Raw genomic sequence first — 19,763 nt, 5'->3', positions numbered from 1 at the left:
GGTTTGTGGACTGCCGGTGGTGGTGGGTCGATCGGGGTTGTCACACGAACGTGGTGAGCCTTGTTGGGCTGGCTGGTGGCTCTTACGGTGGGGATTGCGGTTGAGCAGCCGCTACGGCGTGCCTGTTGCGCGAGTGCAGCGGCGAGTTCTGAGTCCGTGGTCGTGGTCTAACCGCCGATACGCGAAATTCAGGGGGAGGTAGCGTGATCGTCTCCAGATCCGGTATGCGTGCGGCCGTGTGGGCCGGGAGTGGTCCGGCGATCGTGGCGCCGAGGGAGCCGGTTGATCCGGTGGTCGGGCACGGTGGGTGTTCGTCGGCGTTGCGGTTGGCGGTGGAATGGCCGGCACCGGGTGTCGTGGTGGTGCGCATCGGTGGTGAGATCGATCTGGCCACGGTGCCGAGGTTGACGGAGTTGATCCGGCAGCGGTTGACCGCGGCGTCGTTGCGGAGCATGGTGCTGGATCTGTCGGAGGTGTCGTTCGCCAGCAGTGCTGCGGTGGAGTTGTTGTTGCACGTGCAGCGGCGTGCGGAGCACCGCGGGGTGGGGTTGTGGGTGGTTCCCGGTGGTGGGGCGATGTTGCGGTTGTTGGTGGTGACCGGGTTGCGAGAGCGGTTCGTGTGCCGGGATTCGGCTGCGGAGGCGGTCAGCGAGGCGCGCAGTTGATGGTGCAGCGGGTGCCGGCTGCGAGGTGGTCGGCTAGGGGGGCCCAGGTTCCGTCGGAGTTGTAGGGGCCCCAGCTGCCGGGGTCGTTGGACCAGTACCACCAGCCTGCGCCGGTTTGTCGGGCTTCGGTCAGGACGTCGTCGACGTAGTCCAGTGCGCCGGGTTTGGTGGCGTCGAGGCCGAATTCGCCGATGACCATGGGCATGCCGAGTCGGCGTGCGGTGGCGGTGTTGTCGGCGAACCACTTGTGCACGGTTTCGCGGGTGATGGCTTTGGTGATGCCGGTGTAGCTCTGTCCGCTGTCGAGCAGGAGCGGGTACAGGTGCGGGGCGTAGGCGAGGCGGGGTTCACCGGGGCGCGGGTCGCTGAGTTCGGGCAGTGATGAGGGGTGCAGGGCTTGGTTGACGCCGAGGGCTTGGGGTTCGACGAAGATCCAGTGGTTGGTGTCTACTTCGCGGATGCCGTTGATGGTGCGCTGGTAGAGCGGGCCGAGCAGGGTCTGTTCGAAGATGGGCCAGGGTGCGCTGCCGCCCCAGGGTTCGTTGAACAGGTCGAAGCCCAGGACGCGGTCGTCGGTGGCGAAGCGCTCGGCGACGTGGCGCCAGGAGCCGATGAAGTGCTCGGCGAGTTCGGGGTGTTGGCCGGTGGTTCCCCAGAAGTGGTCGAAGGCGCGCATGACGCCGAGTTGCAGGTAGGTCAGGGGCCAGGGGTCTTGGATGCTGGCGGGTAGTCCGTCGAAGTGGCTGGCCCAGGCGGGGGCGCCGTCGTTGCGGCTGGCGTTGGTGACCGCTGGGCCCCAGAGGTCTTGGTGCATGTCGAGGACGACGTGCATGCCTGCCTGGTCGTAGGCGTCGATGCGTTGGGTGATGTCGTCGAGGTAGGTCTCGTCGTAGTGGCCGGGTTCGGGTTCCACTTTGGACCAGAAGATGAGCAGTCGGACGGAGTTGGAGCCGATCTTGGTGGCTTCGGCGGTGATGTCGTCCGGGGTGGTCCAGGGCATGGCGTCGGGGGAGTCTTTGGAGCTGTTGGCGTTGTTGAAGCCGTGCGGGGTGAATGGGGTGCCGTCGAGATCGGTGAGGGGGCGGGTGGTCTCGGCGGCGTGGGCTGCGGGGTTGGCCGCGGTGAGGGTGAGGGCGAGTGCGGCCAGGGTGGTGGTCCAGCGCCGGAGGGTCATGGTCGGGGACGGTAATGGAGCCACCACAGAATGTGAAGATGATTCACAACTGGTTGAGCCGGTCAGAGCAACCACGCCGCGGCCACCGGGCCGACCAGCAAATCCTCCGGGAGCCGAAGCAGCAGAACCGCCGCGCGGATTCGAATGACGCACAACGCATCCGCTTCGTGTCATGAACGAGCCACCAACTCCCATCTGGTGGTCGTCAACAGCGAGCGGAAAGGCCGATGAACCCACCGCACGACGCCAGCACCACGGCCACCCACCGGCCTGCTTCGGTGATCATCACCGACGAGGGCTATGTCTCTCGCGCGTTCGACCAGGTCCCGGCCGAGTGCAGCACCTGACGGGTCGAAGGCGGCCAACGACACCCTTGAAAGTTTCCGTGACCAGTAGAAACACGACGGAAGCCGATCGGCGTCGCCGGGGTTCGCGGCGCCTCCGCCTCGGCCTACGGCCGTCAACCCGTCGCGAGCCGGTCGTCTAGGCTTTTGGGCATGCCGGACACGCAGTACGAAGACCTGCTCCGCCACGTGCTCGAGACAGGCGCCCGCAAGGACGACCGCACCGGAACGGGCACCCGGTCGATCTTCGGCCACCAGCTGCGCTACCGGCTCTCCGACGGCTTCCCGCTGATCACCACCAAGAAGGTCCACTTCCGCTCGATCGCCTACGAACTGCTGTGGTTCCTGCGCGGCGACTCCAACAACACCTGGCTGCAGGAGCACGGCGTCACCATCTGGGACGAGTGGGCCGGACCCGACGGTGACCTCGGCCCGATCTACGGCGTGCAGTGGCGCTCGTGGCCCACCCCGGACGGCGGGCACATCGACCAGATCAGCGATGTGCTGCGCACGCTGCGCGAGAACCCCGACTCCCGGCGGATCATCGTCTCGGCCTGGAACGTCGGCGAGATCCCGCAGATGGCGCTGCCGCCGTGCCACGCGTTCTTCCAGTTCTACGTCGCCGACGGCAAGCTGTCCTGCCAGCTCTACCAGCGCAGCGCGGACCTGTTCCTCGGTGTGCCGTTCAACATCGCCAGCTACGCGCTGCTGACGCACATGATCGCCCAGCAGGTCGGCCTCGAGGTCGGGGACTTCATCTGGACCGGCGGCGACTGCCACATCTACGACAACCACGAGCAGCAGGTCCGCAAGCAGCTCGAGCGCGACGCGCGGCCGTTCCCGACGCTGGAGCTCAAGCCGGCCGAGAGCCTGTTCGACTACACCTACGAGCACTTCGCGATCGAAGGCTACGACCCGCACCCCGGCATCAAGGCACCGGTGGCAGTGTGATCGGGCTGATCTGGGCGCAGTCGACCGACGGAGTCATCGGCCGCGACGGCACCATGCCCTGGCACCTGCCCGAAGACCTCAAGCACTTCCGGCAGGTCACCTCCGGCGCGACCGTGCTCATGGGCCGGCGCACGTGGGAGTCGCTGCCGCCGCAGTTCCGGCCGCTGCCGGGCCGACGCAACCTCGTGCTCTCCCGCACCCCGCAAGAAGGCGCCGAAACCTTCACCGACCTGCCGCAAGCCCTGGCCGCGGTCACCGGTGACGTGTGGGTGATGGGTGGCGCGGCGGTGTACCGAGCGGCGCTGCCGATCGCGGACAAGATCGTGGTCACCGAGATCCGCGAGCACTTCGACGGCGACACCTACGCCCCGGAAGTCGGCCGGGAACCGGACTCCGTCGGGCAGTGGCAGGAATCGACCACCGGACTGCACTACCGCTTCCTGACCTGGGGCTGACACCAGCGACCGAGCCGAGGAATGAGGAATTCAGCCGCGGCTGCCGAGCGGCAGAACACCTGTCGTCCTGGGGTGATCCGTGGAACGCGGCTGCCCGCCTCCCTGGTGGCAGGCGGGCAGCCGGATTGCGTCAGGCCACGGCCTTTCTGGCCGCATCAGTGGCCGAGCGCAGCGAATCGACGAGCAGGTCCCGGTACTTCCCGGCCGTCGCGGTGTCCCCGGCGGCGATCGCGTCATCGATCGCCGACAGCGGTTGCACCGCATAACCGGTGTACAGGCCCGGCGCGTAGACCATGTGCTTGAACCAGTCGCGGCCGGGCAGGCCCTCCTGCTGGGTCAACGCGCGTTCCTGGGCGATCAGCGCCTCGTTGATCGCCTCGGCGCGATCACCGTTGGCGCCGAGGGCTTGGCCTTCCAACCGCTTGGCCGCCGCCTTCCACTCCCGAGCCGCGGCATAGGCGGGGGAGAGGTCGACGACCTGCTGACCGGCCTGCTTGCCGTCCAGATCTCGCAGATGGCCGTCGACCGCGGTCGCGTAGTCCGAGTAGACCATCGGCGCGACCTCCGAACCGGCCATGCGCAACGCGAAAGTGCCCGCGTACGCGGCGGAAGCCTCGTGGTACCGGTAACCCGGATCGAGGAATTCGCGCATCATGTGCAGATCGTCGTAGGCGCTGTGGTACTCACCGCTCGGGGTCGACGTGCCGAAATCGGCCGAGGCGATGCCGAGGTGGTCCAGAAACGCCGTGTAGTCCGACCCGCTGCCCAACCGCTCCGGCACCGGTTTCTGCTGGCCCGACGACTGCTGCCAGTTCCGGTACAGCGTGCCGTGCTCGGGATCGCTGACGTCCTTGGCGATGTCGGTCAGCACCCCGTCGAGCGCCGGAACCGAGCCGGCGGAGAAGTTCTTGCCGCCGCCCGCACCGTCCATGTTCAGGTACACCGTGGCGTTCTTCAGCAGGTCGGCGCGGTGCTGCTCGACCCACTCGGTGGAGCCGAGCAAGCCGTACTCCTCACCGTCCCAGCCGGCCAGCACGATGGTGCGATCCGGCTGCCAACCGCGCTTCTGCATCTCCGACATCGCGCGGGCGGCTTCCATCACGGTGGTCCACCCGGCCACGTCGTCCTTGGTGCCGTAGGTCCACGAGTCGAAGTGCGCGCCGAGCACCACCTTCTGCTCCGGGTGCTTGGCGCCGGGGATCTCCACGATCACGTCGTTGACCGGCGTCTGCTCGTAGTCGATGTCCAGGTCGAGGTTGACCTCGGTCGGCCCCGGGCCCACCCGGTACTCCATGTCCAGGCCGCCCTGCCACTCCTTCGGCGCCACCGGTCCCTGCAAGGCGGCCAGCAGGTGCTGGGCCTGGCCGTAGGAGATCGGCGTGGTCGGCACCGTCGTCATGTTCTCGGCTTCGGAGGGATCCAGGCGCTGAGCGTCCGGTGTGGACGGTTCGCCGGGCGTGAGCGGGTCGCCCGGGTATTGGAAGATGTACTGCACGCTGCCGCGCTGGATGCCGTCGGCGTTGCGCCACGGACCGTCGGGGTAGACCGGGCCCTTGGTGAATCCGTCGTCGGCGGGGTCGGAGTAGATGATCACGCCTGCGGCGCCGTGCTCTTCGGCGGCCTTCGACTTCACGCCGCGGAAGCTCTGGCCGTACCTGGCCAGCACGATCTTGCCGCGCACGTCGACGCCCATCTCGGCGAGCTTGGCGTAGTCGTCGGGCAGTCCGTAGTTGACGTAGACGACGTCGGAGGTGACGTCTCCGGGCGGCGAGTAGGCGTTGTAGCCGACGACGACGTCGTCGAAGTTCTCCTGCCAGGGGAAGGGTGGTTCCTTGACTTCCAGTTCCCGCCGCTCGGGACCGGTCATGGTCACCGAGATGTTCTTCGGGCTCGAAGAGTAGACGTCGTAGCTCTCCATCCTCGGCTTCAAGCCCCATTCGGTGAGCTTGTCCATCGAGTACTGCGCTCGGCGCGCGGAGCCGGGGGTGCCGACCATGCCTGGATAGGTCGACATCTCCTCGCTCAGCTTCGCCGCGCTGTCGGCGCTGACTTCCTGTTGCAACGCACGCTCCCAAACCCGCAGGTCGTCCGGTGGTGCTGCGGACGACGTCTGCGCGGTGATCCCGGCGACGAGCGCGGCGGCCAGAGCCGCCGAACCGAGACGCCACGCGCGGCGTCGGAGCGGTGTGTGCTGGGACATTCGTCCTCCTGATGCCACGGCATGCAGTTAGCAAGACGAAAGGTACAAAGGCGAACGACACCGCACAACGACCACCACCCGTTTGTCACCAGCGGCGCGGATTTCCGGTATTGGCGGGAGATTCCTGCGCTGCGGAACCGTCACCGTGACGGTTCCGCAGCGCACTCAGGCAGGTAGCTTCGCGTCGACGATGAAGCTGATCTCGACAAGCTGGCCGGGGAAGGTCAGCTCCTTGATGCCGAGGACCGTGCTGACCGGGCGGTGGTCACCGAAGTACGCCCGGTTTCCCTTCACCACCGCCTCAGCGTGCTGTTGCAGGTTCACCACGTAGAGGGTTTGCGAAATGATCTGATTTCGGGTGACGCCGTAGTGGTTCAGGACCGCGTCGGTGCTGAGGTAGGTCTGCTCGACTTGCGCGGCGAAATCATCGGCGTGGACGAACTCGCCCGCCGCGTCGAACGAGACCTGCCCGGAGATGTGGATCAGATCTCCGGAGCGGATCGCCTGCGAGTAGCCGAAGTCGCTCTCGGCCGGCACGCCGTGGTTGAAGGCATCAATGGTGGTCAACGCTGCTCGCCCTTCACTCTCTTGTGGTTACTCGGGAACTGTAGGAGAGTGAGCGCTGACCTGGAAGAACGCACTTTTCGGTAACTGAGGAACCTCATGGTGACCAAGCATCAGCTCGCAGGCCTGCCCGAGGACGCGGATCTGCGGCGCGCGGACTCCCTGGCGCGGGAGATCTTCTCCGACGTCGCCAACAAGTGGGCGTTGCTGATCATCGAAGCGCTCGGCGAACGCACCCTGCGCTTCAGCGAGCTGCGTGCGGAAGTCGAGGGCATCAGCCACAAGATGCTCACCCAGAACCTGCGCATGCTCGAACGCAACGGCCTGGTCGAACGCACCGTGCACCCCACCGTCCCGCCGAAGGTCGAGTACACCCTCACCGAACCGGGCCGGGGCCTGCTCGCCACGGTCGACGCCATCTGCGGCTGGACCCACCACTACCTCGACCACATCGAGCAAGCACGCCACCGCTTCGACGACTGACCGATCACGCCGGAGCGGTCGCGAACCGCATCCCGATGCCGAGGGTGCTGCGGGCCGGCAGCACGCCAGAACCGGCCGCGCCAACCGCGCCAGCGTGGCGACCTCGCCCCGAGCGAGCGTCACGGACCGGAGGCGAATTCGTCGGTCCGGCGCTCGACCGAGGCTCGAACCTCACGGCCCTGGACGGTGGCCTGCCCGGACTCATCGATCCAGCCGCATCGCCGGAGGCGTTCGTGCGCGGCGGCCCACTGCTCATCGCTCCAGCCCCGACTGGCGAACACCTCCGGCGATGCGGCACCGACCGAGGCGAAGGAGACCAGGGACTCGACCGGGTCGATGTCGTGGTCCCGCAATGCGGGGTCGCCGTAGTATCGGCGGAATTTCGGGCGGATATGACGTAGTGGGCTGGCAGGGAACGGGTTTCGCGTTCATGGTGCGGGGTCGGGTGGTTGGTGCTTGGCTTGGCTGCCGATGAGGGTTGATCGGCGTGCTGGAGGTTGGGGTTCCTGCGCGGGATGGCCGCGGATCGCCTCGATATGTCGGTGTTGTCCGCCGAGCGGCGCCGGTTCCTGGCCACGATGGGCCGCCGCCTGACCCCGCAGGCTTTGGAGCGGCGAGAGCCACAGCGCCGGTACCCGATCTTGTTGACGGTGCTGGCGCAGTCGGCCACCGACGTCCTCGACGAAGTTGTCCCGTTGTTCGATCAGGCGATCTCGGCGAAGTTCGGCCAAGCGGAGCGGCGCATGCAGCATGAGCTGGCCGAGCGCGGCAAATCCGGTGAGGACCGCCAAGTCCTGCTGGACGAGCTACTGGCCATCGTCGTCGATCCGCAGATCGCTGATGAGGAGATCGGCGGACTGATTCGCGGCGAGCGCATCGGGTGGGATCGGTTGCGGGCGGCGATCGCGCAGGCCAAACCGCGGCTTCCGCGTGATCACGGGCATCTGGCCGCGCTGGATTCGTCGTACAACTATCTGCGGCAGTTCACCCCGGCGGTGTTGTCCGCGGTGCGGTTCGCTGGCGGCACCGCGGCGACCGAACTGCTGCTCGCGGTGGACATGCTGCGGGAGCTGAACGCGACCGGCCGCCGCAAGGCGTTCGACGAGGCACCGGCCGGATTCGTGCCGGCCAAGTGGCGCGGCTATCTTGAGGAGGCCCGAAAGTCCGGCAGTGCCACCGCGTACCGGCACTATTGGGAGTTGTGTGTGCTGCTGGGGCTGCGTGACGATTGCGTAGCGGAGACGTGTACGTGCCGGGCTCGCGCCGCTACGCCGATCCGGCCGCCTACCTGCTCACCACCGACCAATGGGCCCCGCAGCGTGCCGAGTTCTGCCGCCTGGTCGGCAAACCCGCCGACCAGGCGAGGGGTTGGCCACGGTGATCGACGAGCTGCACGACGCGGTCGGCGAGCTGGAGGCAGTGCTGTCCGGCGGGGACGGCCCGGTGCGCGTGGACGAGACCGGGGATCTGGTGATCTCGCTGCTGACAGCCGAAGACGTGCCCGCGGAGGCGATTTCGCTCAAGGCCGAGCTGACCGAGATGCTGCCGTTCGCGCCGATCGTGTCGCTTACGGGCTCGCCGTCGACCAGATGCGCAGAGCCGGACGCCGGATCGACGACGATGTGCTGGCACATATCAGCCCGGCGCACAGCGAGAACATCAACTTCTTCGGCGCGATAGAGGTCGACATCGATGCCGAGCTGGACCAGCTAGGGCCCACCGGGTACCGGCCGCTGCGTGTCCGTGACACCCTGTTCTGATCGCAGCTGCCACCACGTTCGTTCGACCTGCTTTGCCTCGCCGCCTCGCCATCCGAGTCAGCTGGTGGACAGTTTGGTGCCAAAGTCGACCTTGACGGTGTGGATGCGCCAGCCGTCGCTGGTCCGCAGGTAGGTCATGTCGGTGCTCATGTAGACCGCGCGCGGATCGCCGGCCATCACCGAGGTCACCCACATCAGCCAGTGTCCTGTCGCGGTCTCGCCGTCGAGGACGATGATCGGGTTCACGAAGGCGTGCATCGAGAACTCCACGACCGAGGTAGCGGCGGGCAACTCGGCGAGGATCGCGTCGATACCGACGGTCACCTCGCCTTCATGGCTCTCCCAGCTCGCATCGGTGGCGAAAACTTGGGCGACGGCGTCGAGATCGACGGTCTTGCCCTTCCAGCCCTTGTTGATGGCGTCGGCGTAGCGCGCGGTCAGATCGCGGATCGCCTCGAGATCTTCCAGTCGCTGAATTCGCTGTTGAAGTGTGGCATTCATAGCGATCACCTCAATTTTCGGCGGAGTCGGCGCGGGTGGCCGCGGCGAGGGAGGTCAGGACCCGGGTCAGTTCCCGGGCGGGATCGTGTGGCGCGACGCGGGTCCGCCAGGCGATGTAGCCGTCGGGCCGGATCAGTGTGGCGCCGGTGGACTCGATGCCGTAGGCGTGCTCGAACGCCTCGTGGTCGTCGAACTCGACGTCGGTTCCGGCCTGCTGGAAATCGACTCCGATGCCCAGCTGCGCGGTCACCTGGGCGGCTGCGGCGGCCCAACGCTCATCGGCTGAGAGCAGGACCCAGTCGCGTTCGATCAGATCGAGCGTGGAGCGCTTGTCGTCGCCGATGCGCACCCACTGGTGCGGGGCACGGGTACCGGGCTGACCCGCCCACTGCTCGGGGAGTTGCGCCGGCGCCAAGGACGCGTCCGCACCCAGCACCGCAGCCGAGCGGTACAGCTGCCCCAACTCGATGGCCGAATCGTCGAGCACGGGGGTATCAGGGGTATCGACCTTCAAGAAGGCCTTGTAGTCGGCGCGAGCGAACAGTTGATCGTGACGCAGGTCCGCAGTCGGGCGGCGCTCGGCGTCGTAGGTGTCCAGCAGCCGCGGATCCGACTCGCCCGAGAGCACCGCGGCCAGTTTCCAGGCCAGGTTGTGCACATCGTCGATGCCGGTGTTGGCGCCGTACCCGCCGCGGTTGGGCGGCAGTTGGTGCGCTGCGTCACCGGCGAGGAAGATTCGTCCCTGCGAGAAGCGGTCGGCGATCAGACCGGCCAGCTTCCACCGGCCGGTGGTGATGAGTTCGATGGGGATATCGGTACGGCCGATCGCGCGCTGCACCAGTTCGATCTGCTGGGCGGGGGTGCGTTCGACGTCATCGGAGAGCATCATCACCCACCGGCCATCGGAGTAGGTGGTCAAGAACGCCGTGAAGTCGGGCTGCTCGATCTCGAACTGGACCACGCCGTGCTGCAGGTATTCCTCGAGGGGGCCGCGGAACAAGATGCTGCGCTGCACCGACAGCGGGCCGACGCCGTGACGCTCGATCCCCAGGTCGGTGCGCACCGGGCTGTCTGCGCCGTCGGCGGCCACCACATAGCGGGCGCGCAGAGCGTACTCGTGGCCGTCGTCACGGCGACGCAGCGTCGCGGTGACTCCGTCGTTGTCCTGGGCAAAGTGCAGCAGTTCGGTGCCCAGGCGCAAGTCGGCACCGAACTCGCGAGCTCGCTCACGCAGCAGCGGTTCGAGTTTGTCCTGGGTGATCGCGATCGCGTGGACCGGTGACTGGTCGGCGCCGTAGGAGCCCTTGCCGCCGGGGCTCCAGGGATATTCCTCCAACCAGGTGCCGCTGAGGCTCTCCACCCGGGCGCGCCGCGGCGGTTTCATGCCTTGCAGTGAGGTGGGCACCTCGACGCCGGTCTGACGGAAGTGCTCGATGGTGCGGGTGGTGAAACCGATCGCCCGGGGGTGCGGCGAGCTGCCGTAGTGCTTGTCGACCACCACGACGGGCACGCCCTGCCAGGACAGGAAAACCGCCGCGGACAGTCCGACGAGGCTTCCGCCGACGATGAGGACCGGTGTCTGTTCGAGTTCGTTGACGCTCATTTCGATCATCCCTTCCGAGAGCTCGGTATACCCACTCGAGGAAAACACAACTGACTAACAAACAACACAAGCGACTTACATTTCTAATTCACTTGCGTTCTCTGGTAGCATGGGTGCATGCCCCCTGAACCATCCGGACGCCGCGCCCGCAAGAACTCCCAGACCCGCCGCGCCCTCGCGGACGCGGCCGAACAGCTGTTTCTGGAGAAGGGCTACGACCAGGTCAGCGTGAAAGAGATCGCCGACGCGGTCGACATCTCGGTGCCGACGATGTTTCGCCACGTTCCCGACGGCAAAGAGGCCATGATGTTCGACGACGGTGTCGAACGTCTCGAGAGCCTGCTGACCGCGGTCACCCAGCGCCCGGCCGGACAGTCACTGATGGCGGCACTGCGCGAGTTCCTGCTGGGGCGGGGGCTGTTCCTCATCGATCCGAGCCTGGAGATCCGCCGCCGCACCGACCTGATCACGAGCACCCCCGCATTGCGCGAATACTCGCGCCGATTGTGGATCCGGTGCGAGACGCCCTTGGCCGCTGCGATCGCCGCCGAATTGGGCAGGCCACCCGAGGACATCACCGCTCGCGCCATCGCACGCTACGTCCTCGAGATTCCTCAATTCGTCGCCGGCGAGCCCGATCCCCGCGCCGCCCTGGATGCGATCTTCGCCTTTCTGGAACACGGCGTGCACGGCATCAGCTGACTTCGGCCACCATGAACACCTCACCCGGACATATGACCTGCCACGCCGCCCGCCGCAACGGCAGCGCCGCCATCACCGCCTCGTCGGCCTTCAGCGGTCGCGGCTCCGGTGCGGGATCAGACTCGGCCGCCAGCCCTGTGGCACACCTGCGTCAATCGCGCCGCCACACCGACCTCGGCCCTACTTGAGGCCAGCAGAGTGGCAAGGCGATCGGCCAGCACCTCGCATTCGGACCAATCCGTCATCCGCGATGTTCCTCTTCCCAGCGTCGAAAGCTGATGGCCAAGTCGCGTCACCGCAAGGCCGAGAACCTGCGCCGCTACTTCAAACCATCTCCCCAGGCGATGCGCGAACTGACCAACCTCATCGGCCCCGGAGCCCCCGCACCCACTAACCAGCGGTTACGCCATATCCGCCCGAAATTCGGCCGATACTACGGCGACCCCAATGCCGAGAGGTGACCGTCGCCGCGGTGCTCGCGCAGGATCGTCGTGGCCTGCCACAACGCGAGCAGCGGCTCATCGGGCCAGGGCAGTGCAGCGTTGGCCGCCGTCAGCACACGGCCCAAGACCTCCGCGCAGGGCTCCCGGACGGCCTGGACGACGCTGCTGCCGCGCGTGCCGCGCTCGCGGCCTGGTCGCTCGCGCACGGCTTCGCCACGCTCACCCTCGCCCGAACCCTCCCACCTGCAGTGCTCGAGCGCGATGCCGCCGAGGCGTTCCGCGAGATCGCCGACCTGCTCTCCGTGCGGGAGTCAGGGGCCTAGGGGCAGCAGGGCGTCGGCGATGGTGGTCTGCATGTCGCTGAGCTCGGTCGCGCCGTCTCCGACCTCCCACAGGCAGTTCTGCAGCACTCGCGCCAACGACCACCCCACCGCCTGCTGCTGGTCCAGACCCAGCACGTCGGTGAGGATCGCGAAACGTCGCCGCAGCGCCGCGGGGAGATCACCGGTGGCCACCATCTGCTCCCAGCGGTTGTCCAGCGCGGGCAGCAGATCGAATCCCGGGTCGCCGATCAGCGGCTGAGGGTCGATGGCCAGCCACGGTTCGCGGCCGCCGGCCAGGACGTTGTCGTAGTGCAGATCCCAGTGCAGCAAGCGGTCACCGGGCTCGGCGAGCAGCTCGGAGACGACATCGGCACACCTGCGCAGCAAACCGGCCTGCTCGTCAGCTAGTCGCGCGCACGCTTGCGGGGTCTCGCGCACCATCGCGGCAGCAATATCGGCCAGGTGCCGCACACCGGGTGGAGCGGGAACGGTGTGCAGGCGGGCCAGCAGTTCTGCGATGACGCGCACCGCGGCATCGTCATCGTCCACACTCGACAGTGCCACCGGGCCCAGCCGCTCCAGCACCATGCTGCCCGAATCCGGATCGTGCTCGAGCAACCGCACCGCGCCCGCACCGTCCCACGCCCGCAACCCCACCGGCTCACCCACGGTGTCGGAGTTGACGGGCTGCAACTTCAGCACCGCCGCGCTCCCATCGGAGCGCAGCACCGGCAGCACCAACGCCACCATCCCGTGCTGGGGCGCACCATCGACACGCAGATCCCACGCTGCCAGCTGCTGCTGGGCCAACGCGGGCAAGTCGGTCAGCCAGCTGCCCTCACCGAACATTTCACGGTGGGTGGCGGCGTACTCGGCCGGAACCACCACAGCAGAATCACGCACAGAACAACTCCTTCGTCACCGGGAACAGGATGCGGGTGGCGAAGAAGCAGGGGTGGGGCGCGGATGCGTCAAAGCATGCCGCCACCCTAGCCGAGACCGAGGGGTCAGCGGCCCTGCCAGCGAGGTGGGGTCTTGTCCAAGAATGCGCGCACCCCGTGCTGGAAGTCCTGGCTGCCGAACACGGTGCGCACCAGATCATCCCCCTCGGGCAGGTTCGCCAACCGCAACCGCCGCACCGCCTCCTTCGCCGCCCACATCGTCAAGGGCGCGTGCTCGGCCAAGCGCGCGGCGATGCCGGCCACGGTGGCATCCAGCTCCTCGACCTCGCAGACCTCGGTGAGGAAACCAGCAGCGTGCGCCTCGGCGGCGTCGAACAGCCGGGCGCGCAGCAGCATGTCCTTGGTACGCGCGGGACCGAGGTGGAACACCAGCATCGAGTAGGTGTTCATCGCCAGGCAGTTGCCTAGGGTGCGGGCCACGGGAACCCCGAAGCGCCCCGTCGTGGTCGACACCCGCAGGTCGCACGCCGCGGCCAACGCGATCCCCGCCCCGACGCAGTAGCCCGAGATCGCCGCGATCGTGGGCACCCGCACCGCCTCGAGCTGCTCCAGCACGGCTTCCATGCGCTGCTCGTAGGCCAGGCCGTCCTTGCCGCTGCTGAACTCGGTGAACTGGGCGATGTCGGTGCCGGCCACGAACGCCTCTTCACCTGCGCCGCGCAACACCAGCACACGGATGTCGGGATCCTCCTCGGCGGTGCGGCAGGCGGCCACCAGCCCCTCGTACATCGCCCAGCTCATGGCGTTGCGCTGCGCGGGACGGTTGAACACCACCTGCAGCACTGCACCGTCACGACTGGTGATCAGCTGGTCAGACATGGGTTTCCTCTCCGGATTCGGTGCGCAAGCGCCGCACCAGTGCGGGACCGATGAGCAGCAGCACGGCGGCGGCGAGGATGCTCACCGCGATCGGTTTGGTCGCCAACAACCACAGATTGCCGTCCAGCAACGCCGAGGACTGCACGAGCGCTTTCTCCAACAGCCCTCCGATGACCACCCCGACCACCAGCGGCGCCATCGGCAGGTCGAAGCGCTTCATGCCGTAGCCGATAACGCCGAAGATCAGCACCAGCCACACGCTGAAGAGGTTGTTGTCGATGGCGTAGGCGCCCACGAAGCTGGTGAACAGGATCAGCGGGTAGAGGTAGCCGTAGGGGATGCGCAGCAACTGCGCGAACACCGGCGCCAACGGCAGGTTGAGCATCAGCAGGAACACGTTGCCGATGAAGAACGACACCAACAACCCCCACACCAGGTCGGGTTGTTCCTCGAACAGCAGCGGCCCGGGCTGAATGCCATAGACCGTCAACGCCCCCAACAGCACCGCAGTGGTCGCGCCACCGGGGATGCCGAGGGTGAGGGTCGGGATGAAGTTGGCGTTGGCCGCGGCGTTGTTGGCGCTTTCCGGGGCTGCGACACCTTGGATCGCGCCGTGCCCGAACTGCGCGGAGTTGCGCGACACCCGCCGCTCCAGCCCGTAGGCCATGAATGACGCCAAGGTCGATCCGGCGCCGGGCAAGATACCCAGTCCGAAGCCGATCGCGCTGCCGCGCGTGATGGCCCCGGCGGAATCGCGGATGTCGCGGCGGCGGATCACCAGGTCGCGGAAACCCGCGCGGATCGGACGGGCGGCACCGACCTGGATCTGGTGCAGCACCTCACCCACCGCGAACAACCCGATCACCACCTCGATGTAGGGGATGCCCGAGAGCAGTTCGATGCTGCCGAAGGTGTAGCGGGCCTGACCCGTCCCGGCGTCGATGCCCACGCACGCCAACAGCACTCCGGCGCAGGCCATCGCCGCGGCGCGCAGCTTCGACCCGATCGCCAGCACCACCATGGTCACCAGCGCTAGCACCATCACCGCCAGGTTCTCCGGCGGCCCGAACTGCAACGCCACCGACGCCAACGGCGGCGCCACCGCGGCCAGCAGCACCAGCGAGGCGATCGCGGCCACGAACGACCCGATCGCCGCGATCGCCAACGCCGCACCGGCACGGCCCTGGCGAGCCATCTGATATCCGTCCAATGTGGTCACCACGCTGGCGGCCTCACCCGGGGTGGACAGCAGCACCGAGGTGATCGTGCCGCCGTACTGGGACCCGTAGTAGATGCCGGCCAGCATGATCAGCGCCGTCACCGGCTCCACGGTCAGCGTCAGCGGGATCAGGATCGCCACCCCGGTGCTGGACCCCAACCCGGGCAGCAACCCGATGACGGTGCCCAGCAGCACCCCGACGAAGCACCACAGCAGGTTCACCGGGGTCAACGCCGTGGACGCACCCAGCAGCAGGTTGTCGAGCAACGCGATCACCTCCGCAACGGCTAGAACCCGAACACCCCGGTGGGCAGCGGCACCTGCAGCACCACCGCGAACACCACGTACATCGCCACCGCGGACGAAGCGCTGAGCAGCAACGCCGGCAGCAGCCGCCGACCCTCCAACCAGGTCGAGATCACCAACACCAGCACACCGAGCGCGCACACCATGCCCAGCACCGGCACCAGCGCCACGGACACCGGCAGCAGCACGAACACCCGCCGCAAGATCCACACCCGCTGTCCCGGGGTGCGGCCGAAGTCATCCACCCCGCGCACCGCAGACGCCGGCTGAGGCCTGCGCAGCTGCTCGATGAGCAACAACACCGAGAACACCGCCAGCAACCCGCCGGCCACCAGCGGCAGGAACCCCGGCCCGATGCGCGACTCCGGCAGCAGCACGCCGTAGCCGAACGCGGTCACGGCGAAACCCGCACCCAGCAACGCCAAACCCGAGAACAACACCACCTGCCCGCGCTGCTGGATCATCGCCGCACCACCTGCGCCACCTGCTTCTCGCTCTCGTCGAGATAGGCGGCGAAATCCTGCCCGAAGGCCAACCGCGGCTGCAGGAACTCCGAAGCTACGTACTCGGCATAAGCGGGGGAGTCAGCGAAGCTGCGCGCCGCCTCGATCCAGAACTCAGTGGCCTCCTGCGACAACCCACCCGGGGCGATCATGCCGCGGAACTGGGCGAAGGACACCGGAATGCCCTGCTCCACCGACGTCGGGATGCCGGAGAGCTGCGGGTAGGTGTAGCGCTGCTCGGCGAACACGCACAGCGCTTTGAGCCGCCTGGCGCGCAACTGGCCCATGACCTCGCTGGGGTTCAGCGACGCCAACTCCACCTGCCCACCCAGCACTGCGGCCATCGTTTCCCCACCGCCCTCGTACGGGACGGTGTCGAAATCCCCGCCGGCCACCCGCTCCAGCTCGGAGAACACCACCGCGTCCGGGCCCAGCGCACCGGAAACCCCGGCCAGCACCCGCCGGTGACGGCTCTGAGCCACCGCCTCAGCGCAACTGGTGATCGGCGAACCAGGTAGGGCGACCAGCAGTGTGTAGTCGTCGCCGAGCTTCATGATCGGGGTGAAGCTGCGGTGCGAGAACGCCACGTCCACGCTCAGCGGCAGGATCAGCACCGACGTTTCAGTGGCCAGCAGGTAGTTCGGCGACCCGGCCTTGGACAACAGGTACGAGTAGGCCACCGCACCCTGCCCGCCCTCCCGGTTGTCGACGTCGACGCGCATCTGCGGACGCACCGAGGTCAGCCCGTCGGCCATGGCGCGCCCCGAGATGTCGCTACCGCCGCCGGCGGCGAAGGGCACCACCATCGTCACTGCACCCACTGGCCGCGGCGCACCGGCCTGATCCTGACCAGCGCTGCCGAGCGCGCATCCGCCCAGCAGCGCCGCCGTGCTCAACGCGGCCAGCACCCGGCGGCCGCACGAGAACCCACGCATAGCTCCTCCTCGAGCTTGCGTCACGAAAAAGGGGAATGGGGGTTCACTCGCCGGTGGCGATGACCCCGAGCTCGCGCAGCCGCGTCACTTCCTCGGCGTCCAGGCCTGCTTCGGTGAGCACCTCGCGGGTGTGGGCGCCCAGCTGTGGGCCAGCCTGCTCGCGTCGTGGCGGGGTGGCCGACAGGCGCATGGGGGAGCCGATTTGGCGCACCGCACCGAGTTCGGGGTGCTCGGCGTCCCAGAAGAAGTCCCGTTGGTGCAGGTGATCGTTGGTGAACACCTCATCTGTGGTGGAGATCGGCGCGCACGGCACCCCAGCTGTGGTGAGCGCGTCGACGATGTCGGTGGTGCTGTGTTGCGCGGTGGCGTCTTCGATGGCGGGGATGAGGCTGTCGCGGTGCTGGTAGCGGTCGTAGGAGTTGCGGTAGCGCTCGTCGTCGAGCAGGTGGGCCAGGCCGAGGGCGTGGCAGAACGCCGGCCAGGTCTTGGTGGTGGTCGCTCCGACGGTCACCCACCCGTCCTTGCTGCGCACCGCTTGGTAGGGGGCGCTGTTCTGGTGCGCTGAACCGTGCGCGCGGCCGGTTTCTCCAGTGGCGAAGTAGGTGCCTGCCTCCCACACCGCGAACGACACCCCGGCTTCCAGCAGCGAGACGTCGACGTGCTGGCCCTGCCCGGTGCGCTCGCGAGTCCGCAACGCCGCCACTGCCCCGAGTGCGGCGTACAGGCCGCACACCAGGTCGCACATCGGCACGCCGACCTTGGTGGGTGGGCCGCCGGGGTGGCCGGTGATGCTCATCAGCCCGGCCCGGGCCTGGGCCATGATGTCCAGTCCCGGCTGATCGGCCAGTGGCCCGTCCTGACCCCACCCGGAGGCCGAAACGTAGATCAGGCCGGGATTGCGGGCACGCACGGGCTCAGGCCCGAAACCCAGTGCGGCCAGCGCGCCGGGGCGCAAGTTTTCCACCAGCACATCGGCGTCGTCGAGCAGCTGCTGCAGGAGTTGGTGTCCCTCGGGGGCTTTCAGGTCCAGCGCCACGGAGCGCTTGTTGCGGTTGAGCCGCAGGAACGGGGAGCTGTGGCCGGACAGGAACGGCCCGGTCTGGCGCACCGGGTCACCACCGGTGGGATTCTCGACCTTGATGACATCGGCACCGAGGTCGGCCAGTTGCATCGTGGCGAACGGCGCGGCCATGAACGCACCGATCTCCACCACGCGCACCCCGTGCAACGGGAGCGGACCGGGAGTGGGGGAGGTAGTCATGCGCGGCTCCATGAATCCGGGGGCGAACCGGACACCGTGATCGGCATCACTGGACTTTTGTCTACAGCAGGCAGATCGGAGCTGACAAGCTTGATCGTCGAGGTTGCTCCGGGCGGGCCAACCGCTCGGGCGGGAAACGCCGAACACGCCCCGCTACCCGGTGCCGGAAGGAGACACTGCCGGTCGTGACCGGATCCGTGGAAGACGCCCCGTCGGTGCGCGCCCCCAGCATCATCAGCCCACCCAGCCTCGTGGAGCTGGCCGCCACCACGCTGCGCCGCATGATCGTCGGCGGTGAACTGCTGTGCGGGCAGCGCATCGTGGAGAACCGCCTGACCCGCGAACTGGGCATCAGCCGCCCACCGCTGCGCGAGGCGCTGCGGGTACTCGAACGCGAAGGCCTGGTGCGGCAGGTGCCCCGCAAGGGCGTGATCGTGACCCCGCTGACGTTGCACGACATCTACGAGATCTGCACGCTACGCGCGGAATTCGAACGCCTGGCGGTGCACCTGGGCGTGCCGGTGCGCGCTCGAGCGCGGATGCGGCGTTGTCGGGAGGCGCTGCAGGCGATGAGCGCGGCCGCTGATGCGGGGGATGAGCCGGCGTATCTGGAGTGCTCGTTCGCTTTCCACGTCTCGGTGGTCGGCCTGTCTGGGCACCAGCGCCTCGAGGAGGCCTACCGGGCGTTGCAGCTGCAGCTGATGCTGTCCATGGCGCTCAACCGCAAGGCCCGCAGCGGCCGGGAGAGCCTGGGCGGCGACGTTGCCCGCCACCACCGGCTGTTGGGAATCATCGATGATGGTGACCCGCAGGCGGTGCTGGCCGAGTTGGCCGCGCACGGCGACCGCGCGTTCCTCGACGGCATCGAGACCAAAGTGGACGGGCACACCGAAGAAGCGCTGCAGTGGCTGCACCAGCAACGCCGAGCACAGGAGGACCAGTGACCGCCAACCCGACCACCATCACCATCGACGGCATCGGCCCGAAGATCGACCCGGAGGCGTTCGTGGCCCCGGGCGCGGCGCTGATCGGCCGCGTGAGCCTGGCCGCCGACTCCAGCGTCTGGTACAACGCGGTGCTGCGCGGCGACATGGCCGACATCAGCATCGGTGCGGCCAGCAACATCCAGGACGGCTGCGTGGTGCACGCCGACCCCGGATTCCCCGCCCAGATCGCCGACGGCGTCACCGTCGGGCACAAAGCGGTCCTGCACGGCTGCACCGTCGAGCCGGGCTGCCTGATCGGGATGGGCGCGGTGGTGCTCAACGGTGCCCGCATCGGCGCCGGATCGCTGGTGGCCGCCGGCGCGGTGGTGCTGGAGGGAACCGAGGTGCCGCCCGGGTCGATGGTCGCAGGAACACCGGCCAAGGTCCGCCGCGAACTCACCGGTGAGGAGCAGGAAGCGCTCCAGCTTTCCGCTCAGCACTACACCGAGCTAGCCCGCAAGCACCGCTCCGCCCTGGGCTGAGATCGCGGGCCGTTGTCGGGCCGGGCGCGAAAAGCCGATGCGTTCACCTAGTGGGATGAGTGGCCCACCACATGGCTGTGCACAGGCGAGTTGTGGCACACTGAAATCGTGCGAGCGCAGAC

Annotated in this window: 22 protein-coding genes and 1 pseudogene; 10 read left to right on the top strand and 13 right to left on the bottom strand. The window is 67.8% G+C overall.

Annotated elements, in window-relative coordinates:
* The first annotated feature begins 203 nt into the window (after window positions 1-203).
* A complete protein-coding gene (locus ACWCO2_RS21020) occupies window positions 204-665 on the top strand; it encodes an STAS domain-containing protein (RefSeq protein ID WP_450129441.1) in 462 nt (153 codons plus the stop codon).
* Here ACWCO2_RS21020 and ACWCO2_RS21015 read toward each other — a convergent pair.
* A complete protein-coding gene (locus ACWCO2_RS21015) occupies window positions 646-1,839 on the bottom strand; it encodes a glycoside hydrolase family 5 protein (RefSeq protein ID WP_450129440.1) in 1,194 nt (397 codons plus the stop codon). The two genes, ACWCO2_RS21020 and ACWCO2_RS21015, sit on opposite strands and share 20 nt — an antisense overlap.
* Before the next feature lie 497 nt (window positions 1,840-2,336).
* Here ACWCO2_RS21015 and ACWCO2_RS21010 point away from each other — a divergent pair, with 497 nt between their 5' ends.
* Window positions 2,337-3,134: a thymidylate synthase gene (locus ACWCO2_RS21010; RefSeq protein WP_450129439.1), complete on the top strand. Its 798-nt coding sequence runs from the start codon at window positions 2,337-2,339 to the stop codon at window positions 3,132-3,134.
* A complete protein-coding gene (locus tag ACWCO2_RS21005) occupies window positions 3,131-3,589 on the top strand; it encodes a dihydrofolate reductase (RefSeq protein ID WP_450129438.1) in 459 nt (152 codons plus the stop codon). Before ACWCO2_RS21010 ends, ACWCO2_RS21005 begins: the two co-directional genes overlap by 4 nt.
* A gap of 130 nt (window positions 3,590-3,719) precedes the next feature.
* Here ACWCO2_RS21005 and ACWCO2_RS21000 read toward each other — a convergent pair whose 3' ends face one another.
* Window positions 3,720-5,789: a M28 family peptidase gene (locus ACWCO2_RS21000; protein ID WP_450129437.1), complete on the bottom strand. Its 2,070-nt coding sequence runs from the start codon at window positions 5,787-5,789 to the stop codon at window positions 3,720-3,722.
* Window positions 5,790-5,954: 165 nt separating this feature from the next.
* The gene (locus ACWCO2_RS20995; RefSeq protein ID WP_450129436.1) at window positions 5,955-6,356 is read right to left on the bottom strand and encodes a RidA family protein; all 402 of its coding nucleotides are present in this window, start codon (window positions 6,354-6,356) and stop codon (window positions 5,955-5,957) included.
* A 96-nt stretch (window positions 6,357-6,452) separates the two neighbouring features.
* On the opposite strand from ACWCO2_RS20995, the gene ACWCO2_RS20990 reads away from it, so the two are divergent.
* Window positions 6,453-6,836 (top strand): winged helix-turn-helix transcriptional regulator, encoded by a 384-nt coding sequence (locus ACWCO2_RS20990; RefSeq protein ID WP_450129435.1) that lies wholly within the window; start codon window positions 6,453-6,455, stop codon window positions 6,834-6,836.
* A 119-nt stretch (window positions 6,837-6,955) separates the two neighbouring features.
* Here ACWCO2_RS20990 and ACWCO2_RS20985 read toward each other — a convergent pair whose 3' ends face one another.
* Window positions 6,956-7,189, bottom strand: a complete 234-nt coding sequence (locus ACWCO2_RS20985; RefSeq protein ID WP_450129434.1) for a helix-turn-helix domain-containing protein — start codon at window positions 7,187-7,189, stop codon at window positions 6,956-6,958.
* 162 nt (window positions 7,190-7,351) lie between these two features.
* Here ACWCO2_RS20985 and ACWCO2_RS20980 point away from each other — a divergent pair, with 162 nt between their 5' ends.
* Window positions 7,352-8,596 (top strand): hypothetical protein, encoded by a 1,245-nt coding sequence (locus ACWCO2_RS20980; RefSeq protein ID WP_450129433.1) that lies wholly within the window; start codon window positions 7,352-7,354, stop codon window positions 8,594-8,596.
* Between the two features lie 57 nt (window positions 8,597-8,653).
* On the opposite strand, the gene ACWCO2_RS20975 is transcribed toward ACWCO2_RS20980, so the two are convergent.
* Window positions 8,654-9,097, bottom strand: a complete 444-nt coding sequence (locus tag ACWCO2_RS20975; protein ID WP_450129432.1) for a nuclear transport factor 2 family protein — start codon at window positions 9,095-9,097, stop codon at window positions 8,654-8,656.
* Window positions 9,098-9,107: 10 nt separating this feature from the next.
* A complete protein-coding gene (locus ACWCO2_RS20970; RefSeq protein ID WP_450129431.1) occupies window positions 9,108-10,700 on the bottom strand; it encodes an FAD-dependent monooxygenase in 1,593 nt (530 codons plus the stop codon).
* Window positions 10,701-10,817: 117 nt separating this feature from the next.
* Here ACWCO2_RS20970 and ACWCO2_RS20965 point away from each other — a divergent pair, with 117 nt between their 5' ends.
* The gene (locus ACWCO2_RS20965) at window positions 10,818-11,402 is read left to right on the top strand and encodes a TetR/AcrR family transcriptional regulator (RefSeq protein ID WP_450129430.1); all 585 of its coding nucleotides are present in this window, start codon (window positions 10,818-10,820) and stop codon (window positions 11,400-11,402) included.
* 278 nt (window positions 11,403-11,680) lie between these two features.
* Entirely contained in the window at window positions 11,681-11,863 is a 183-nt protein-coding gene (locus tag ACWCO2_RS20960; protein ID WP_450129429.1) for a hypothetical protein, read from the top strand.
* On the opposite strand, the pseudogene ACWCO2_RS20955 reads toward ACWCO2_RS20960, so the two are convergent.
* Window positions 11,848-11,973, bottom strand: a pseudogene (locus tag ACWCO2_RS20955) (helix-turn-helix domain-containing protein); the annotation flags it as partial. The gene ACWCO2_RS20960 and the pseudogene ACWCO2_RS20955 overlap by 16 nt on opposite strands.
* On the opposite strand from ACWCO2_RS20955, the gene ACWCO2_RS20950 reads away from it, so the two are divergent.
* Window positions 11,923-12,168, top strand: coding sequence for a WHG domain-containing protein (locus ACWCO2_RS20950; protein WP_450129498.1), 246 nt, complete (start codon window positions 11,923-11,925; stop codon window positions 12,166-12,168). The pseudogene ACWCO2_RS20955 and the gene ACWCO2_RS20950 sit on opposite strands and share 51 nt — an antisense overlap.
* Here ACWCO2_RS20950 and ACWCO2_RS20945 read toward each other — a convergent pair.
* The 6 genes from ACWCO2_RS20945 to ACWCO2_RS20920 form a co-directional block, all read right to left on the bottom strand.
* Window positions 12,157-13,017: an aminoglycoside phosphotransferase family protein gene (locus tag ACWCO2_RS20945; protein WP_450129497.1), complete on the bottom strand. Its 861-nt coding sequence runs from the start codon at window positions 13,015-13,017 to the stop codon at window positions 12,157-12,159. The two genes, ACWCO2_RS20950 and ACWCO2_RS20945, sit on opposite strands and share 12 nt — an antisense overlap.
* Before the next feature lie 158 nt (window positions 13,018-13,175).
* Window positions 13,176-13,949 carry an enoyl-CoA hydratase/isomerase family protein gene (locus ACWCO2_RS20940; protein WP_450129428.1) on the bottom strand — a complete coding sequence of 258 codons (774 nt, stop codon included), beginning with the start codon at window positions 13,947-13,949 and terminating at the stop codon, window positions 13,176-13,178.
* On the bottom strand, window positions 13,942-15,444 hold the full coding sequence (locus ACWCO2_RS20935) for a tripartite tricarboxylate transporter permease (protein ID WP_450129427.1): 1,503 nt from the start codon (window positions 15,442-15,444) through the stop codon (window positions 13,942-13,944). Before ACWCO2_RS20935 ends, ACWCO2_RS20940 begins: the two co-directional genes overlap by 8 nt.
* Before the next feature lie 11 nt (window positions 15,445-15,455).
* Window positions 15,456-15,938 (bottom strand): tripartite tricarboxylate transporter TctB family protein, encoded by a 483-nt coding sequence (locus tag ACWCO2_RS20930; protein WP_450129426.1) that lies wholly within the window; start codon window positions 15,936-15,938, stop codon window positions 15,456-15,458.
* Window positions 15,935-16,912, bottom strand: a complete 978-nt coding sequence (locus ACWCO2_RS20925) for a tripartite tricarboxylate transporter substrate binding protein (protein WP_450129425.1) — start codon at window positions 16,910-16,912, stop codon at window positions 15,935-15,937. The genes ACWCO2_RS20930 and ACWCO2_RS20925 overlap by 4 nt, the downstream gene beginning before the upstream one ends.
* A gap of 43 nt (window positions 16,913-16,955) precedes the next feature.
* Window positions 16,956-18,173 (bottom strand): CaiB/BaiF CoA transferase family protein, encoded by a 1,218-nt coding sequence (locus ACWCO2_RS20920; RefSeq protein WP_450129424.1) that lies wholly within the window; start codon window positions 18,171-18,173, stop codon window positions 16,956-16,958.
* A 185-nt stretch (window positions 18,174-18,358) separates the two neighbouring features.
* On the opposite strand from ACWCO2_RS20920, the gene ACWCO2_RS20915 reads away from it, so the two are divergent.
* The gene (locus ACWCO2_RS20915) at window positions 18,359-19,117 is read left to right on the top strand and encodes a GntR family transcriptional regulator (protein WP_450129423.1); all 759 of its coding nucleotides are present in this window, start codon (window positions 18,359-18,361) and stop codon (window positions 19,115-19,117) included.
* Window positions 19,114-19,641, top strand: a complete 528-nt coding sequence (locus ACWCO2_RS20910) for a gamma carbonic anhydrase family protein (RefSeq protein ID WP_450129422.1) — start codon at window positions 19,114-19,116, stop codon at window positions 19,639-19,641. The genes ACWCO2_RS20915 and ACWCO2_RS20910 overlap by 4 nt, the downstream gene beginning before the upstream one ends.
* Window positions 19,642-19,763: the final 122 nt, after the last annotated feature.

Source organism: Saccharopolyspora sp. NPDC002376 (assembly GCF_053593195.1).
This window is presented reverse-complemented; position numbering and strand designations above follow the sequence as displayed.

What these genes read in the sequence shown, in the direction of transcription:
- ACWCO2_RS21015 (WP_450129440.1), bottom strand. Translation starts at nt 1,839, where the DNA reads ATGACCCTCCGGCGCTGGACCACCACCCTGGCCGCACTCGCCCTCACC.
- ACWCO2_RS21010 (WP_450129439.1), top strand. Translation starts at nt 2,337, where the DNA reads ATGCCGGACACGCAGTACGAAGACCTGCTCCGCCACGTGCTCGAGACA.
- ACWCO2_RS21000 (WP_450129437.1), bottom strand. Translation starts at nt 5,789, where the DNA reads ATGTCCCAGCACACACCGCTCCGACGCCGCGCGTGGCGTCTCGGTTCG.
- ACWCO2_RS20990 (WP_450129435.1), top strand. Translation starts at nt 6,453, where the DNA reads ATGGTGACCAAGCATCAGCTCGCAGGCCTGCCCGAGGACGCGGATCTG.
- ACWCO2_RS20980 (WP_450129433.1), top strand. Translation starts at nt 7,352, where the DNA reads ATGGCCGCGGATCGCCTCGATATGTCGGTGTTGTCCGCCGAGCGGCGC.
- ACWCO2_RS20975 (WP_450129432.1), bottom strand. Translation starts at nt 9,097, where the DNA reads ATGAATGCCACACTTCAACAGCGAATTCAGCGACTGGAAGATCTCGAG.
- ACWCO2_RS20970 (WP_450129431.1), bottom strand. Translation starts at nt 10,700, where the DNA reads ATGAGCGTCAACGAACTCGAACAGACACCGGTCCTCATCGTCGGCGGA.
- ACWCO2_RS20965 (WP_450129430.1), top strand. Translation starts at nt 10,818, where the DNA reads ATGCCCCCTGAACCATCCGGACGCCGCGCCCGCAAGAACTCCCAGACC.
- ACWCO2_RS20960 (WP_450129429.1), top strand. Translation starts at nt 11,681, where the DNA reads ATGGCCAAGTCGCGTCACCGCAAGGCCGAGAACCTGCGCCGCTACTTC.
- ACWCO2_RS20945 (WP_450129497.1), bottom strand. Translation starts at nt 13,017, where the DNA reads ATGTTCGGTGAGGGCAGCTGGCTGACCGACTTGCCCGCGTTGGCCCAG.
- ACWCO2_RS20940 (WP_450129428.1), bottom strand. Translation starts at nt 13,949, where the DNA reads ATGTCTGACCAGCTGATCACCAGTCGTGACGGTGCAGTGCTGCAGGTG.
- ACWCO2_RS20930 (WP_450129426.1), bottom strand. Translation starts at nt 15,938, where the DNA reads ATGATCCAGCAGCGCGGGCAGGTGGTGTTGTTCTCGGGTTTGGCGTTG.
- ACWCO2_RS20925 (WP_450129425.1), bottom strand. Translation starts at nt 16,912, where the DNA reads ATGCGTGGGTTCTCGTGCGGCCGCCGGGTGCTGGCCGCGTTGAGCACG.
- ACWCO2_RS20920 (WP_450129424.1), bottom strand. Translation starts at nt 18,173, where the DNA reads ATGACTACCTCCCCCACTCCCGGTCCGCTCCCGTTGCACGGGGTGCGC.